At 65.7% G+C, this 16019-nt stretch carries 12 protein-coding genes; 4 read left to right on the forward strand and 8 right to left on the reverse strand.

Going from position 1 to position 16019, the window contains the following annotated elements; genetic code table 11:
* Positions 1-106 precede the first annotated feature (106 nt).
* The 5 genes from E5679_RS20275 to E5679_RS20295 all read right to left on the reverse strand — a co-directional run bounded on the left by E5679_RS20275 (position 107) and on the right by E5679_RS20295 (position 6895).
* Positions 107-1273: a bifunctional 2-methylcitrate synthase/citrate synthase gene (locus E5679_RS20275; RefSeq protein ID WP_138419289.1), complete on the reverse strand. Its 1167-nt coding sequence runs from the start codon at positions 1271-1273 to the stop codon at positions 107-109.
* A gap of 38 nt (positions 1274-1311) precedes the next feature.
* Positions 1312-2229 (reverse strand): methylisocitrate lyase, encoded by a 918-nt coding sequence (gene prpB / locus E5679_RS20280; protein ID WP_138419290.1) that lies wholly within the window; start codon positions 2227-2229, stop codon positions 1312-1314.
* Positions 2230-2231: 2 nt separating this feature from the next.
* On the reverse strand, positions 2232-3752 hold the full coding sequence (locus E5679_RS20285; RefSeq protein ID WP_138419291.1) for an MmgE/PrpD family protein: 1521 nt from the start codon (positions 3750-3752) through the stop codon (positions 2232-2234).
* A gap of 621 nt (positions 3753-4373) precedes the next feature.
* Positions 4374-4799, reverse strand: coding sequence for a 3-aminobutyryl-CoA ammonia lyase (kal, locus tag E5679_RS20290; protein WP_171042497.1), 426 nt, complete (start codon positions 4797-4799; stop codon positions 4374-4376).
* A complete protein-coding gene (locus E5679_RS20295; RefSeq protein WP_138419292.1) occupies positions 4796-6895 on the reverse strand; it encodes an acetate--CoA ligase family protein in 2100 nt (699 codons plus the stop codon). The genes kal and E5679_RS20295 overlap by 4 nt, the downstream gene beginning before the upstream one ends.
* A 144-nt stretch (positions 6896-7039) precedes the next feature.
* Here E5679_RS20295 and E5679_RS20300 point away from each other — a divergent pair, with 144 nt between their 5' ends.
* A complete protein-coding gene (locus tag E5679_RS20300; protein WP_212747018.1) occupies positions 7040-8047 on the forward strand; it encodes an oxidoreductase in 1008 nt (335 codons plus the stop codon).
* A 245-nt stretch (positions 8048-8292) separates the two neighbouring features.
* Here the strand turns inward: E5679_RS20300 and E5679_RS20305 are convergent, their stop codons facing one another.
* A complete protein-coding gene (locus tag E5679_RS20305; RefSeq protein WP_138419294.1) occupies positions 8293-9888 on the reverse strand; it encodes a PucR family transcriptional regulator in 1596 nt (531 codons plus the stop codon).
* 498 nt (positions 9889-10386) lie between these two features.
* Between E5679_RS20305 and E5679_RS20310 the strand changes: the two genes are divergently transcribed.
* Complete coding sequence (locus E5679_RS20310) at positions 10387-11910, forward strand: CoA-acylating methylmalonate-semialdehyde dehydrogenase (protein WP_275092575.1); 1524 nt, start codon at positions 10387-10389, stop codon at positions 11908-11910.
* Positions 11911-11963: 53 nt separating this feature from the next.
* On the opposite strand, the gene E5679_RS20315 is transcribed toward E5679_RS20310, so the two are convergent.
* The gene (locus E5679_RS20315) at positions 11964-13514 is read right to left on the reverse strand and encodes a PucR family transcriptional regulator (protein ID WP_138419296.1); all 1551 of its coding nucleotides are present in this window, start codon (positions 13512-13514) and stop codon (positions 11964-11966) included.
* A gap of 118 nt (positions 13515-13632) precedes the next feature.
* Between E5679_RS20315 and E5679_RS20320 the strand changes: the two genes are divergently transcribed.
* A complete protein-coding gene (locus E5679_RS20320; protein WP_138419297.1) occupies positions 13633-14964 on the forward strand; it encodes an aspartate aminotransferase family protein in 1332 nt (443 codons plus the stop codon).
* Between the two features lie 137 nt (positions 14965-15101).
* On the opposite strand, the gene E5679_RS20325 is transcribed toward E5679_RS20320, so the two are convergent.
* Complete coding sequence (locus E5679_RS20325) at positions 15102-15524, reverse strand: zinc-binding dehydrogenase (protein WP_138419298.1); 423 nt, start codon at positions 15522-15524, stop codon at positions 15102-15104.
* Positions 15525-15773: 249 nt separating this feature from the next.
* On the opposite strand from E5679_RS20325, the gene E5679_RS20330 reads away from it, so the two are divergent.
* Positions 15774-16016, forward strand: coding sequence for a hypothetical protein (locus tag E5679_RS20330; protein ID WP_138419299.1), 243 nt, complete (start codon positions 15774-15776; stop codon positions 16014-16016).
* Positions 16017-16019 lie beyond the last annotated feature (3 nt).

Here is a 16019-nt window from a genome sequence, read left to right on the forward strand (position 1 = left end):
CAGTCAAGATAGAGGTTGCATCCGGCGCCGGCCCCCGGACTTCGGGGTGCCTGTTGCGAGCGAGCGTGCCGGCGCCGGAAGCCATGCGGTCCCCGCAGTCCAGGGGTTAGTCGAGGTGGCGTTCGTCGGGGCCGTTGTAGGCGCTGAGGGGGCGGATGAGGGAGTTGTTCTCGAGCTGTTCCATGATGTGGGCGGTCCACCCGACGATCCGGCTGGCGACGAAGAGCGGGGTGAAGGTGGGGATGTCGAAGCCCATGAGGTGGTATGCGGGGCCTGTGGGGTAGTCGAGGTTGGGCTTGATGCCCTTGGCCTCGTCCATGGACTGCTCGAGCCCGTCGTAGAGGCCGAGAATCTCGGGGCGCCTGTAGTAGGTGATGAGGTCGTCGAGGGCGGCCTTCATCGTGGGGACGCGGGAGTCGCCGTGCTTGTAGACGCGGTGGCCGAAGCCCATGACCTTCTTCTTCTGTGCGAGCGCGTTGTCCATCCAGGCCTTGGCGCGGGCCTTGGCGTCCTCGTGGGACTCGTCCGGGTCGATCCCGATCTCCTCGAAGGTCTCCATGACCGCTTCGTTGGCCCCGCCGTGGAGGGGCCCCTTGAGGGCGCCGATTGCCGTGGTGACGGCGGAATGGAGATCGGAGAGCGTGGAGGTGACGACCCGGGCGGTGAAGGTGGAGGCGTTGAAGGAGTGCTCGGCGTAGAGAATCATCGAAACCTCGAACGCCCGGATCACCTCGGGGGCGGGCTCGACGCCGAAGGTCATCCACAGGAAGTTCGCCGAGTAGCCCAAGTCCGCGCGGGGCTCGACGAGGTCCTCGCCGCGCCTACGGCGTTGGTCGTAGGCGACGACGGCAGGCATCGCCGCGAACAGGTCGACGGCTTTGGCGAGGTTCGCCTCCCGGGAGGAGTCTCCAGCGCGGGGGTCTCGGGCGCGGGGGTCTCGGGCGCCGAGGACGGAGGCGGCGGTGCGGCAGACGTCCATCGGGTGTGACGTCGTCGGCAGTTCGTCGACGACCCGCTTCACGACGGGGTCGAGGGCGCGGACGGCCCGCTCCTGCCGTTCGAACGCGGCGAGCTGCTCCGCCAGCGGCAGCTCGCCGTGCCACAGCAAATGCGCGACCTCCTCGAAACTGCAGCGGGCTGCGAGCTCTTGCACGGGGTAGCCGCGGTAGAGCAGGGAGTTGGTGTCGGGATTGACCTTCGAGATGGCCGTGTAGTCCACCACCACACCGGCCAGGCCCCTGCGGATCTCTGCGGTGTCGGCTGTCTGTACCATGCGGGACTCCTTTGTCGTCGAATGCAATGCGGGAAGGGTCAGTGCCGGCCGGGGACCTGGAAGTCGAACACGCTCGTGTCGAAGTGGTTGTAGGCCTCGTAGTCGACGAGCTCGTAGAGACGGGCACGGGTGAGCATCCTCTGGACCTTGCTCTCCTGGGTGCCCAGACTCCGGATCGTCTCGAGGGTTCGTTCGGCCTCGCCCATGACGCTGCGGAGCAGGGTGACGGGGTAGATGACGATGTTGATGCCCACGCTTTCGAGTTCGGTCGCGGTGAAGAGGCGGCTCTTTCCGAATTCGGTCATGTTGGCCAGGACGGGGACGTCGACGGCGTCGCGGATGGCCTTGAACTCCTCGAGGGTGCCCATGGCCTCGGGGAAGATCGCGTCCGCCCCGGCCTCGACGAGGGCTCTGGCGCGCTCGGCGGCGGCCTCCAGGCCCGCCGTGCCAGGGTCGGTGGCGCGGATGTCGGTGCGGGCCATGATCAGGAAGTTGGGGTCGCGGCGGGCGTCGGCGGCGGCGCGGATGCGCTTCAGGGCGGTATCGAGGTCGACGACGGCCTTCCCGTCCAGATGCCCGCAGCGCTTGGGGTTGATCTGGTCCTCGATGTGGCAGCCGGCCAGGCCGCCGTTCTCGAGCTCCTGGACGGTGCGGGCGACGCTCATCGGCTCCCCGAAGCCGGTGTCCGCGTCCACGATGGCGGGCAGGTCGATCATGCGGGCGATCTGCCCGGCCCTCGTGGCGACCTCCGTCAGGGTCGTGAGGCCGATGTCGGGCAGGCCGAGGTCGTTGGCGAGCACGGCCCCGGAGATGTAGACCCCCGGGAAGCCCTTCTCCTGGATCAGCTTCGCGGAGAGCGGGTTGAACGCGCCGGGGAACTGCTGGATCTTCCCCGAGGCGAGCGCCTGCCGGAGGGCGATCCGCTTCTGCTCGGGGGTGGTCTTGGAGTACAACATGGCTAGAAGAGTCCCTTCGGTCCCTTGGCGAGGTCGATGACCCCGTCCTTGGCCAGGATGTTCAGCTGATCGAGCTCGCCGGGTGCGAGCTCGGGCAGGCGCTGGACCGTCTCGAGGAAGCGCTCGATCTCCTCGGGGGCGACCGCGTCGGCGGCGAGCGTGCGGAACTTGGCGATGTACTGCTCGCGGCCGAACGGGCGGGCGCCGAGCGGGTGGGCGTCGGCGACGGCGATCGAGTCCTCGATCACCGTCCCGTCGGTCAGGGTGATCACGACCGAGCCGCCGAAGGCCTTCTCGTTGATGTCGAGGGAGTGGTACCGGCGGGTCCACTCCGGGTCCTCCTCGGTGGTGATCTTGTGCCACAGGGCCACGGTGTCCGGACGGCTGGCCCGCTCGGGGGCGTAGGAGGCCACGTGGTGCCAGGCCCCGTCCTGCAGGGCGACGGCGAAGATGTACGGGATCGAGTGGTCCAGGGTCTCCCGGGAGGCGGTGGGGTCGTACTTCTGCGGGTCGTTCGCACCGGAGCCGATCACGTAGTGGGTGTGGTGGCTCGTGCGGATCAGGATGCTCTGCACGTTCTCGGGATCCGTGATGTCGGGGTGCTCGCGGTGCAGCTTGCGGGCCAGATCGATCCAGGCCTGAGCCTGGTACTCGGCAGAGTGCTCCTTCGTGTAGGTGTCGAGGATGGCGCGCTTGGCCTCGCCGGGGGCGGGGAGCGGGACCTCGTAGGCGGCGTCCGGGCCGTCGAGGAGCCAGGCGATGACCCCGTCCTCGCCCTCGTAGATCGGCACGGGGGAGGTCTGCCCGCGCATCGCCCGGTCCACCGCCTCGACGGCCATCTTCCCGGCGAAGGCGGGGGCGTGGGCCTTCCACGTGGAGATCTCGCCCTTGCGCGACTGCCTCGTCGCCGTCGTGGTGTGCAGGGCCTGCCCGATGGCCTGGAAGATCGTCTCGACGTCCAGCCCGAGCAGGGTCCCGATGCCGGCCGCGGCGGAGGGGCCGAGGTGGGCGACGTGGTCGATCTTGTGCCTGTGCAGGCTGATGGCCTTGGCGAGGTCGACCTGGACCTCGTACCCGGTCGCGATCCCGCGGATGAGGTCGCGCCCCGAGGATCCGACGTGCTGGCCGACGGCCAGGATCGGGGGGATGTTGTCCCCGGGGTGGGAGTATTCGGCGGCCAGGAACGTGTCGTGATAGTCCAGCTCCCGCACCGTGACCCCGTTCGCCCACGCCGCCCATCCCGGGGAGACCCGATCGCCGATCCCGTACACGAGCGCGCCGCGGCCCCCGGTCGAGGCCGGGTGGGCGAGGGCCTGGGCGCGGGCCGAGACGATCGGGGCGCGGTTGAGCGAGGCGATCGCGACCGAGGCGTTGTCGATGATCCGGTTGATCACCATCTCCGTCACCTCCGGGGCGACCTCGACCGGGTCCGCGGCGACCTTCGCGATCCTGTGCGCGAGCTGCCCCTCCCGGGGGAGGTTCTCCTCGCTGCGGTAGACGCGGACCTTGTGCAGATCAACCATGGGGGGGCCTCTCGATCATCGGGAGTGGGGTTCTTGGGCCTGGACTTGATGTGGTTCAGGCAGTTGTAGAAGCGCACTGTTTCAGCAGTGCGCCCGGCAGCTCGGAATCAACGTCAGCTATGGACGCTCCGCGACATGTTGGGCGACGGGCCTCAGTCGCAGCGCGATTGGTGCCGGCAAGCAGGCGCTCAGGACGCATCTGCAGTCGAGCGACTGGGCGAGGCAGGCGTTCTCAAGCGTGTGGACTGTACAGGGATGCCGGAGTCAGAGTGCGGTGCTGTGGCGGTTGGTGGCCGCTATCTCCCAAGCGGGCAGCCGCCCTCTTGCACGTGGAGCGTCACCCCGTCCATGGTCTGCAGGCTCCTAGAGGGAGGCGAGCGATAGCTCGCCGACCACTCAAAGCCCCGAGAGGACAGTCCTTGGATCCACCAAGGACTGTCCACTCGGCATGCCTACCCTTTGGTTTCTCGATTCGAGTCCGTAGGGCACGCCCACCCCGGCCCTGAAGAGCAAGAAGGGTGTTGTCGCAAAGCCAATTGACCATGCTGCGCCCTCCGGCGCAGGAGCGGGGTTGAACGACTCCTGAATTCTACGCCCTGCGCTCGCCAATTAACCTTGAAGTCAGGCATTAGTGCTGAGAACAGCACCAGCAGGCTTACGCGAATGCTCGACGGGAATGACTGTCGTACCCGTGGCGCGCACGACTAGGATTGGCTCGTCGAGAACGTCTGCCGCGCTGGGAGAGACGTCATAACGGGAGGCGATGACCTTGCGGGCCTCGAACTCCACAGTCCGACTGGTCTTCCCGATCCGAACCACCTTGCCGGTCGCCTCGATGAAGTCGCCGGCGTAGACGGGTGCCAAGAATTCGATCGATGAGTATCCGACGAAGAGTCCTTCGTCGCCGTCCGTCTTGACGGCGATCTCGGTGATTATGTCACCGAAGATCTTGAGCATCCGTGCCCCTTCAACCAAATTGCCGCCGTAGTGGGCTTCCTCCTGGCCGATGCGCACTCGGATTGATGAGGTGATGGGTTGCTCGTTCATGATGGGATTCCTTCCAAAATGGGAGATACTGCGGAGTGACATTGTTCAATGACGGCGTCAACGGCCGTGGAATGTTTCCGACCGACGATGAGTGGGTTAATTTCAACGCTGCCGAGATGCGGATTCGCCCGTCCGAGTTCGCTCACCGCAAGCAACGCGGCAATGACGCCGTTGCGGTCAAGTACGCCGCCGCGAGCGGACAGGATCATCTTCCCGACGGTCGATGAGTCGAGCAGTTCGGAGGCGGAAGGTGCATCGAGGAAGCCGACATGCATGGCGATGTCTGCGTGGAACTCCGCCCAGACACCTCCGATGCCGAGAACGATGGTGGGACCGAAAACTTCGTCCTTCTTGTACCCGACAAGAACCTCGAGCTCGCCACGGATCTGCTCGACAACAAGGTAGCTGAGTTCAAGATCGGGGTTCCTTGAAGCCATCTCGCGGGCTGCGCTCTCGACGTTTCGCGGGCTGATGGACACCAGCCCGCGCTCGGTCTTGTGCGTGATGCCCTGCGCAACTCCCTTGAGCACTATAGGTCCCTCGAAGCTTGCCGCGGCCGAGGCGGCAGCAGCGGGGTCGCCCGCAGTGACCCGGCGGGGAGTTCGCACTCCCATCGCTGTGAATAGATCGAGCGCGCGGTCTTCCGTCAGAGTGCCAGAAGAGGGGACGGTAGGCGGTGTGGGTGCTTCAGCGGGGGTTGGACTCTCCTTGCCGCTCCGGGGTATGAGCGAAAGTCTCCAGTCGCACAGTTTCGCAAGAGCTGAGAGACCTGAGCGCGCACCTCGCAGGAGCGGAAGGCGCAACCGGCGGCAAAGTTCGACGAGATTCGGGTCGACATCGTCGCTCAGCGGGCTGAGCAGGACCGGCAACTTGTCTGCTTCGTCGGTTGCTTCGCTCAAGTAACGGGCCAGATTCAGGCCCAGCTCGCGTTCGTGATCACCCGAGGATCGATGCTGATCCATCGCGACCATGAGGATGTCCCCGGGTTCGGCAGCTGCCTCCCGCATGGCTGACGGGTAGATGAGCTCGTAGTCGTCCGTGCCCCAGGGGTCGAGCGGGTTGCGGACCGAAAGCGTCGGCCATTTCGTCTGAAGGCTTTCCTTCGCGTGAGCGCTGATCCTGGGTAGCTCGAGTCCCAAAGCGTCCGCGATGTCAGCGAGGAGATTGCCCTCACCCCCCGAGTTGGTGACAATGTGAAGGCGCTTCCCTCTCGGGATCGGGCGCTCAGCTCCAAGAAGCTCACCGAGAGCCATGAGCTCGTCGAGGTCTTCGGCAATGATCGCGCCAGCCTGCCTGAGGGCTGCGGCGGCAAGCCGAGCGCCGGCTGCCAACCGCCCAGAATGAGCTGTGACTCCTTCTTGAGCTGTCTCAGAATGGCCCACCACGCAAACGGCAAGCGGCTTCCCACATGCGGTAAGGCGCTCAATTGCTGCGGTGAGTCGCGGTGCATCAGCGAGCGCTTCCACGAACGCGAGCACTGCCGTGGTGTTTTCATCTGCGGCAAAGTAGTTGAGATAGGCGGCCATGTCAGTGATCGCCTCGCTGCCAGCCGACACCGCGGTTGACAGGGGGACGCGACCTCCGCTGTTTACGATGGCCTCAACTACCGCACCACTCTGTGCAACAAGCGCCACAGACCCACGGCGGAGGTTCGCTTTGGCTGTGCCGATGTAAGGCGCCGCGCCGGAGACCAGGTCCAAGACGCCCATGCAATTCGGGCCGATGAGCTCAAACTCGTGCTCCTCACGCAGGGCCTTGAGATCGCTGACCAAGTCCAATGCAGCCTGACCCGAGTCGGTAAATCCCGACCCCGGGACCACGAACCCGGTTATTCCTGTCTCGATGCCCTCGCGGATAACCTCCAGCACCCGCTCGGTTCGGACCTGCACCAGCGCAAGATCCACCCGCTCGGGAAGGTCTTTGATGCTTCCATATGTGCGGAGTCCGGCGACCTCGCTGCTCCGACCCACGGGGTAAATGCTTCCAGTAAATCCAAGTGTCCGGCAGTTGTTTAGTGCCACCTGGCCGACAAAGGTGCGCGACGAGGCGCCCACGACGGCCATGCTCTTCGGCCGAAGAAGTTGTTCCAGCTCCATGCATGAAACTGTGGCGGAGATCCTTCGGCTCGGCCATGGACAATCTGTCGTGATTCACGGTCATTTCGGAGCACCTTGACCGGAGCCTTGCCTCGGCAACGCTGGCATGATCCCTATTGGTCGCGATGACGATAGGAGATGAACATGTCCAACACTGAAGAGTTCCGCGCCTTCGTAGCCGTCCACGGAGACGAAGCGACGTCCCGAGAAGTTCGTGACGACCTCGGCATGGAAAGCCTGGGCGATGGAGACGTACTCATCCGGGTGTCTTGGTCCAGCGTGAACTATAAGGACGGCTTGGCCAGCACGTTCAATGGCAAAGTGGCACGCCAAAAGACGCATGTGCCCGGCATCGATCTTGCAGGAACGGTTGTGCAAGCGCCGGACGACGCACCCGCCTGCGAGGTAGGTGCCGAAGTGATCGTTCACGGCTATGACCTCGGCGTGGCGCATCATGGTGGCTTCTCTGAGTATGCGCGCGTCCCCAGCCATTGGATCGTTCCCCTTCCCCATGGGCTTTCAGCGCGAGAGGCGATGGCCATCGGAACCGCGGGCTTCACTGCCGCCCTCAGCGTTCAAACGCTTGAAGATCGAGGTCTTCGACCAGGCGATGGCCCGGTTCTCGTGACCGGGGCGTCTGGCGGAGTCGGAAGTATCGCGGTGGACATCCTCGCGGGCTTGGGCTACGAAGTGGTTGCATCTACCGGAAAGGCCGACGGGGCCGATTGGCTGAAGGAACTGGGCGCCTCCGGGGTGATCTCCCGCGAGGAGACGTCGGATGCTTCCCGACCCCTGAACCGTGAGCGCTGGGCGGGAGCAGTCGACTGCGTGGGAGGCAGCACGCTGTCGTACGTCCTGAGCAGCCTGCGCTACGGCGCCTCTGTTGCCGCTTCGGGGAACACGGGAGGGGCTTCGCTCAACACCACAGTCTTCCCATTCATTCTGCGCGGGGCCTCGCTGTTGGGCATTGATTCTGTCCAGTGCCCGATCGAGGTCCGGCGCGCACTATGGCAACGCCTCGCCACTGACATGCGCCCCAGGCACCTCGAAGTCCTGGCAACTGGTGAGGTCACCCTTGACGAGTTGCCCACTGCTCTCGATGCCGTCCTGGCAGGGCGCCTCAAGGGGCGCACGGTCGTCCGCGTGCGTTAGTGCTCTCAAGGCCCATACTGCTCGGCCTCGAGAGGGTCGCACCCACCGTCGAGGTCGAGCAGGCAAAGGCGACCTCTCGCGGAGGACCAAGCCATCATCCAGGAGGACGCACCGGCGATCGGGGGGCAATTGATGACGCTCAAGGACGCGGACCATCGGGCTTCCGGATCAGGGTCTGGCTCTCGTCCGCCACCGCAAGCGCAAGCGTTTCATCCTTTCGGAGAGGACGTGAGGGAGGCACTACGTCAGGTTTCGCGACGTCTGTCTTCGAGGGCATCCCAGCCCATGAGGGCGGCGTGAAGAGAGGTGCAGACTTCGGCAGATGTCAGATCGACGTTCAAGAGACGTTCGATCGTGGCCAATCGCTGATAGAAGGCCTGGCGCGAAATCATCGCAGACCTGGCCGCGACACTCTTGTTGTCTCGGTGCTCCAGGTATGCCCTCAAGACGCTCATCAGGTCGGTGTCCTGACGGTTCTGGTAATCGATGAGCGGGGTGAGCGTGTGCTCCACGAAAGTCTGCAGTCGAATGTCACCGGCTAGGCTGTAGATCAGGCCACGAACCCGCACGTCCGCCATTTGATAATACGGCTGTCCGTTCTTGTCTGCACGTGCCGCCATCGCGACGTTCCTTGCCTCGGCGAAAGCTCCTCGGATCGCGCCGAGGTCCGAAACAGGTCGCGCAACCGCTACCAAGAGCGGCCTGTCTTGACCAACCAGGATTCTTAGCCTCCGCACGAAGCCGGGCAGGATCGCGTCCATCTCATCGGGCCTCCGCACTGACAGGAGGGCGCCTACACTACCGGGCTCCAATATGGTAAGGAGACCTCGCAGGCAGGCACCCCTGAGGGCATCAGCCACGACACTCGGAGTCACGGCCGCCTGGAATGCATCCCGGGACTCGATTATCGTCGCGATCAAGAGCCGGTCGCGAAGCGGCACCTGCATCGCTGCTGCACGGGAGTAGATGCTGTGCCGGCTGGTGTAACGGGAATGGATCAGGTCAGTCAGCAGCGACTCTTGTGCGTGCAGCTCGACCGTCTGCGCGTCCTGACCGAGCATCAGCACGAGTTTGAGCGCTGTCGCTGCCCGTTCGAGCAGCATCAAGTCCTCGGGGCGAGGACGGTGCGGAGTGAGTGCGATGAGGCGACCGAGCTGAACACCTCGCGCCTCAACGGGAGCAATGGCCCACTCTTCGGGACCGAAGATACCGGCGTGCGCTTCCGAGCGGGCTGCTCGTGACCTCGATTCCCACCTGTTCAGCGGGGCTTCAATGGAGCTGCCGGCGGCATCGAAGGTCAGGACCCTGCGGCTGACGTCTTCGAAGACAACCGGTGCCTTGATCATTTCGGTCAGACTGCTCACTACGTCCGCCACCGTCCCGCCTTCGGCGGCAATCGCGGTGAAGGCCAGGTGCGCTCGTTCCGAAAGCTCAATGGCGCGCATCCGTTCGGTGAGGATCTCGGTGTGGACTGCCTCGGTGATCTGAGCGAATTCCACAGGACGATGCAGGACTATCAGCGGCAGCTTCGCCCGATTGCAGGCATCCGCGAAAGCCCTCGGAATTGCGGTGAATCCCCGCCCCAATTCGATGACAAGTCCGCTTGCCCCGGCATCACCCAAGGATGCCGCATATTCAGCGATTTCCTTGTCTGTTCGGGGCAGTGAAACTCCAGTCGCGAGAATGAGTTCTCCGCCGTGGAGGAGATCAGCGACGTCTGACAATTCGCTGATGTGAACCCATCGCACCAAGTTCTGCAGATAGGCGTTTCCCGCCACCACCTCAGGCCTGCCGACTTGGACCGCCGTGGCACTGATGATCGTTTCGACGGTTGGAAGCATCGAAGCGGAAGGCTCCTCTCATCGACTATGTCAACACGCCCAGGGCCGGGTTCAGCGAGTCGACACCCAGCGTTGCACCACGGCAGCCTTCGTCCCGACCCCACGCTCCCAGCAACTATGGAACAGGGGCCGTTGAAGCCTCTGGCATCCATTCGGCTGCCACGCCGCCCACGGCTGGCATGACGGAGCCTTCGAGGAGGAAGACTGGCAACAGACCGTCGGTTGGCGGCACCGGTCGCCACCACCCTGTGGCCGGGCAATGTTCGCCCGTCCGCACCCGAGTGGTCGGACGAACAACGGTGCGAGAAAAGTGGGAACGTCGCTTCATCATCTTGCTCCTGGCAAAAGAGCCCGTCATGGCCCGGTTCCCAACAAGATACGTCCAGCCGAAGGGAGTCACCATTTGGACAAAAGTACATCTTGTCATCCGACTATGTGCACTAGTCCACTGCCCACGACTCTGCGTCGTCCTTACGGTGGACCTCAAATCACGTTGACATGGAAGAGAGAACGACCGTGACTGAACCCCAGGACCTGCCCGTCATCCCGCATTGGATCGGCGGCAGGGAGCACCCCTCTGCGGGCGAGCGGACCGCGCCCGTCTTCGACCCCGCCCTCGGCACCGAGACCAAGCGCGTCTTCCTCGCCTCCACCCAGGACATCGAATCCGCCATCGCCTCCGCGCAGAAGGCCTTCCCCGCCTGGCGGGACCTGTCCATGGCCAAGCGGCAGCAGATCCTCTTCCGCATCCGCGAGCTGCTCAACGAGCGCAAGGGCGAGCTCGCCGAGATCATCACCTCCGAGCACGGCAAGGTCGTCTCCGACGCGCTCGGGGAGATCTCCCGGGGGCTTGAGGTCGTCGAGCTCGCCACCGGCTTCCCGCACCTTATCAAGGGCGAGCACTCGGAGAACGTCTCCTCCGGCGTGGACGTCCACTCGCTCAAGGCGCCGCTCGGCGTCGTCGGGATCATCAGCCCGTTCAACTTCCCGGCCATGGTCCCGCTGTGGTTCCTGCCGGTCGCGATCGCCGCCGGGAACACCGTGGTCCTCAAGCCCAGCGAGAAGGACCCCTCGGCCGCGAACTGGCTCGCCGCCCTCTTCACCGAGGCCGGCCTCCCCGACGGGGTCTTCAACGTCCTGCACGGGGACAAGGAGGCCGTCGACGGGCTCCTGGAGCACCCCGAGGTCAAGGCGATCTCCTTCGTCGGCTCGACCCCGATCGCCCGCTACATCTACGAGACAGCGGCTAAGAACGGCAAGCGGGTCCAGGCCCTCGGCGGGGCGAAGAACCACATGCTCGTCCTGCCCGACGCCGACCTCGATCTCACCGCCGACGCCGCCGTGAACGCAGGCTTCGGCTCCGCGGGCGAGCGCTGCATGGCCATCAGCGTCATCGTCGCCGTCGAGCCCGTCGCCGACGCGCTCATCGCCAAGATCCAGGAGCGCGTCGCGACCCTGAAGATCGGAGACGGCCGCCGCAACTGCGACATGGGACCGCTAGTCACCCGCCAGCATCGCGACAAGGTCGCCTCCTACATCGAGACCGCGGAGGCCGACGGCGCCAAGGTCGTCATCGACGGACGGAACGTCCAGGTCGACGGCGCGCCCGAGGGCTTCTGGCTCGGCCCGACCCTCATCGACGACGTCCCGGTGACCTCGAAGGTGTACCAGGACGAGATCTTCGGGCCCGTCCTTGCCGTTGTCCGGGTGCGCAGCTACGAGGAGGGCCTCGAGCTGATCAACAACGGCGCCTTCGGCAACGGCACCGCCATCTTCACCAACGACGGCGGCGCCGCCCGCCGCTTCCAGAACGAGGTCGAAGTCGGCATGATCGGGATCAACGTCCCGATCCCCGTCCCGGTCGCCTACTACTCCTTCGGCGGGTTCAAGGACTCGATCTTCGGCGACACCAAGGCCTACGGCGCCCAGGGCTTCAACTTCTACACCCGCGAGAAGGCCGTCACCTCCCGCTGGCTCGACCCCAGCCACGGCGGACTCAACCTGGGCTTCCCCCAGAACTGACAGATTCTTATCGGGCGGGCCAGAACGGCCGACCCACACGGGCCCCGGGACGCTCAGGCCTCCCGGGGCCCGTTCCGCGCATCCAGGAACTGGACCGCGGCCCAGAGCTCGAGCCGGTCATGAAGCGTGTCGAGATTGAGGCCCAGCCGCCGACCGGCAGCGTCTATCCGGTTGCGCAGGGTGTGCCGATGCACGCCGAGCTCCGCAGCGGCCTTCTCCCACCCGCAGTTGCTCCCCAGCCAGACGGTCACCGCCTCGAGCAGCTGCCGAGCCTCCGCAGAATCGTCCCGCAGCAACGGCTGCAGCACACTCTGTGCCACCGACTCGGCCTTCTCCGAGCGCAAGAGCCCCAGCATCCCCCTCCCTGCGATCTCCGAGAACTCCACAACGGGCCGTGATAGCTCCAGCGCGCGGTCCAGCGCCCGCTCTGCCTCGCCGAGCCCGTCGGCGAGGGCAGCGTAGGGGGTCGGGTTGGACAGGCCTGCGGCGGCATCGTAGCGCGCGAGCACTTCGAGGACCTTCTGCTGCTGCTGCGGGCTGGAGAGGACGACGACGTTCGTCTCCCTCGGTGCGTAGAAGACGGCGCCGCGGTGGTCGTCGGAGAGGAGCTCGAGCGCCTCCAGCAGGTTCTGCCCCTGGGCTGCCGGCCGGGCCAGCGCGACCACCACCGGGTCAGCCGGAAGACGCCCCCACACCTGCCGGGCCGTGCTCGCCGCAACCTCGGGCCTCCCCGAGAGGAGCTGCTCGAACACCCCGGCCCGCAGATGCTGACGCGCCGTGTCCAGGCTCCTCGTCTGCTCCAGCGCCAAACTGGCCAGGGCGATCACGCTGTTGACGATGTCGATCCGCGCCGGGTCGAGCGATTCGAGCCCTCCGAGGGCCAGGACGCCGCGAAGCCTGTTCCTCCGCCCGAGCGTCTGCAGGGTCACCTGCTGCCCCTCCAGCTCCTTCTGCACCACAGATCGCTCCCCGCGGTTCAAGGCCGCCCGCGCCGCGTCCGTGACGTCTCCGACGAGCCCCGAGGGCATTGGCGTCGTCGAGGGCATACGCAGGTAGTTCCCCGCCGCATCGAACAGCGCGACCCAGCAGCGCAGCTGCCGCTCCATTTCGCCCAGGATCGACCTGAGGCCGTCCGGGCGCAGCGCTGCCCGGGCGATCGCCCGCTGAGCCTGCAGCGACCACTCCGCCTGCGCGTGCTGCTCCCGGGCGATCCAGTCCGCCACGAAGCGGATGATCGCAATGAACGGAGTCCGGTCCGGCACCTCGATCAGCGGCAGGCCATGCCGCCCGCACGCCTCGACCAGAGCCCCGGGAACTGATCCGTGGATGACCTGGGTGGCGAACCCCAGCCCGCAGATCCCGCGAGCGACCAGCCGTTCGACGTAGGCATCCTCCGCCGACCCGTCCGTCCAGCCCAGCGGGAACTGGCTGCCGTCCGTCAGCAGCAGCTGCCCGCTGTCCAGGAACGGGGTCGGATCTGCAAGGTCCGAGCTGTGCACCCACCCGACCTCCGCCCCAACTGCCTCTGCGTCCCGATCCTCGGGAACGACGAGGCGGAGCCGGAGCCGGGAACTCCCCAGCACATCGCGAATGGTCGGCGGCATGCTGCACCCTCTCTACATCTGTCCACAGCGGATCTACTGATTGTACTTCTGGCCAAGGACAGCAGGGGCCGTCGGGAAACAGTATTGAAGGACTTCCCCCGGCACCGAAAGGACCGCCATGCCGTCGATTTCAACCCTAGCTGAGCAGACCGTGACCAATGCCGATGCGGTTGCACTAGACCGCGCTAATGTCTTCCACTCCTGGTCAGCCCAGGGATCGCTCAAGCCCCTCGTCCTCGCCGGCGGATCCGGCACGACTGTCTGGGACCACGACGGCAACTCGTACCTGGACTTCTCCAGCCAGCTCGTCAACACCAACATCGGACACCAGCACCCCCGCGTCATTGCGGCCATCGCCAAGCAGGCCACGACCATGGCCACGGTCGCCCCGGCCCACGCCAGCCATGTTCGCGGCCGCGCCGCCGAGCTCATCCTCAAGCACGCGCCGTCGAACATGGCCAAGGTCTTCTTCACCAACGGCGGCGCCGACGCCAACGAGAACGCCATCCGCATGGCCCGACTCCACACAGGACGCGACAAGGTCATCTCCCGCTACCGCTCCTACCACGGCAACACCGGCGCCGCGATCGTCGCAACCGGCGACTGGCGCCGCATCCCCAACGAGTACGCCCGCGGCCACGTCCACGCCTTCGGCCCCTACCTCTACCGCTCCGAATTCTGGGCCCAGACCCCCGAACAGGAGGCCGAGCGCGCCCTCCACCACCTCCGCCGCGTCATCGAGGCCGAGGGCCCAGAGTCCGTCGCCGCGATCCTGCTCGAGACCATCCCCGGCACCGCCGGCATCCTCGTCCCGCCGCCCGGCTACCTCGCCGGCGTCCGGGCGCTGTGCGACCAATACGGGATCGTCCTGATCCTGGACGAGGTCATGGCAGGCTTCGCCCGCACCGGCGAATGGTTCTCCCTGGACGCCTTCGACGTCCGCCCCGACCTCATCACCTTCGCCAAGGGCGTCAACTCCGGCTACGTGCCCGTCGGAGGCGTCATCATCTCCGAAGAGATCGCCTCCACCTTCGACGAGCGCGTCTTCCCCGGCGGCCTGACCTACTCCGGCCACCCCCTCGCCGCCGCCTCCATCGTGGCCTCGATCGAGGCCTTCGAGGACGAGGACATCGTCGGCCACGCCGCACGCATCGGCCGAGACCACCTCGCCCCCGGCCTGGCCCGCCTCGCCGCCGAGCACCCTGTCATCGGCGAGGTCCGGGGCGCCGGCGTCTTCTGGGCCCTCGAACTCGTCGAAGACCAGGACACCAGGAAGCCCGTCCCCGCCGCCCTCATCGGACAGCTCAAGACCGAACTCGTCACCCGCGGCCTCCTGCCCTTCACCGCCGACAACCGCATCCACGTCGTCCCGCCCGCCGTCGTCACCCCCGACGAAGTAGCCCGGGCCCTCGAAACCTACGACGACGCGCTCACCGCTGTCGGCTGCTGAGCCGGGATCACGACCGGCAAGAGGTGGTTGCGGAACGCCACGGCGGTCCGCAACCCTTCCTTCGCGGATGTTGAGGCGTCGAGGCAGGGACCGAAATCGTTTCTCATCCGTAGATTCCCCCTCCAGTCGGCGCCCGTTTACACGGTGACGACGAACTTTCCCACGTGGGAGCGCTTCAGCAACTTCGCCTGCGCCTCGGGCAGCTCGTCGAGTCGGAACGTTCCGTCGAGGAGTGGCTTCAGCCGGTTAACCTCGATCAGCTTGACGATCTGAGCGAAGGCAGCTGGGCCTGAATTTGAAATGCCATGCATCTCGAGGTCCCTGTAGATGAGGTCTCGAAGATCGATCTTCGTCTTCGGGCCGGCGATGGCTCCAGCTGTTGTGTAGCGACCTCCGCGGCGCAGGAGCTTGAGCAGGACTCCGAAGGTGTCGCCGCCAACAACGTCGGCGACCACGTCGAACGCGTCCCCTGCTCCGAGTGCTGTGGAGCAAAGACGGGAACACGTAGGCTGCGGGCAGGGAGGGTGTCGAGATGTCGACTCAGAAGCAAGAAGCGTCAACCGAGGCGTTCACCCAGATCCGATGTGCGCCTCGACCTGGGCGGGGGCTCGCTCGTCGGCAAGGACTTCAAGCTGAGTGTTGAAGAGGCTGATGAGGCGACGGAGACGCTGATTAGGAGGATCCCCGGCTTGCTCCCGGAAGGCAGCGGGCCTGGGGTGCCAACGTGCACGACCACCCCTACAGAGTCACCGGGCGGACAGAGCGCGCCGTCGGCGGAGTAGGTGCTTGCGGGCATATGATCCGAGATCGTGGTGAGAGTCAGCGGGACGATCCGTCCCCTTCAGACGGAGCAAATCGAAGCCCAGGGCGAGACGTACGACGAGGCCAAAGAAGCGCTCGAGGCGCAGGTCCCTGAGGGGTGGCAGCGCGCGAAGAGAGGGCTGCCACTGGGCAGAGCGGCCCGGCGGCGCATACGGTACACAGCTCAGCACCGCGTCACTGGCCCCATCCCGACCGAACGGATCCTCGGGGAGCTTCGCGAGGAGCGATGAGAC

The sequence above is a fragment of the Sinomonas gamaensis genome (genome assembly GCF_005876955.1).
Classification (GTDB): Bacteria; Actinomycetota; Actinomycetes; order Actinomycetales; family Micrococcaceae; genus Sinomonas; species Sinomonas gamaensis.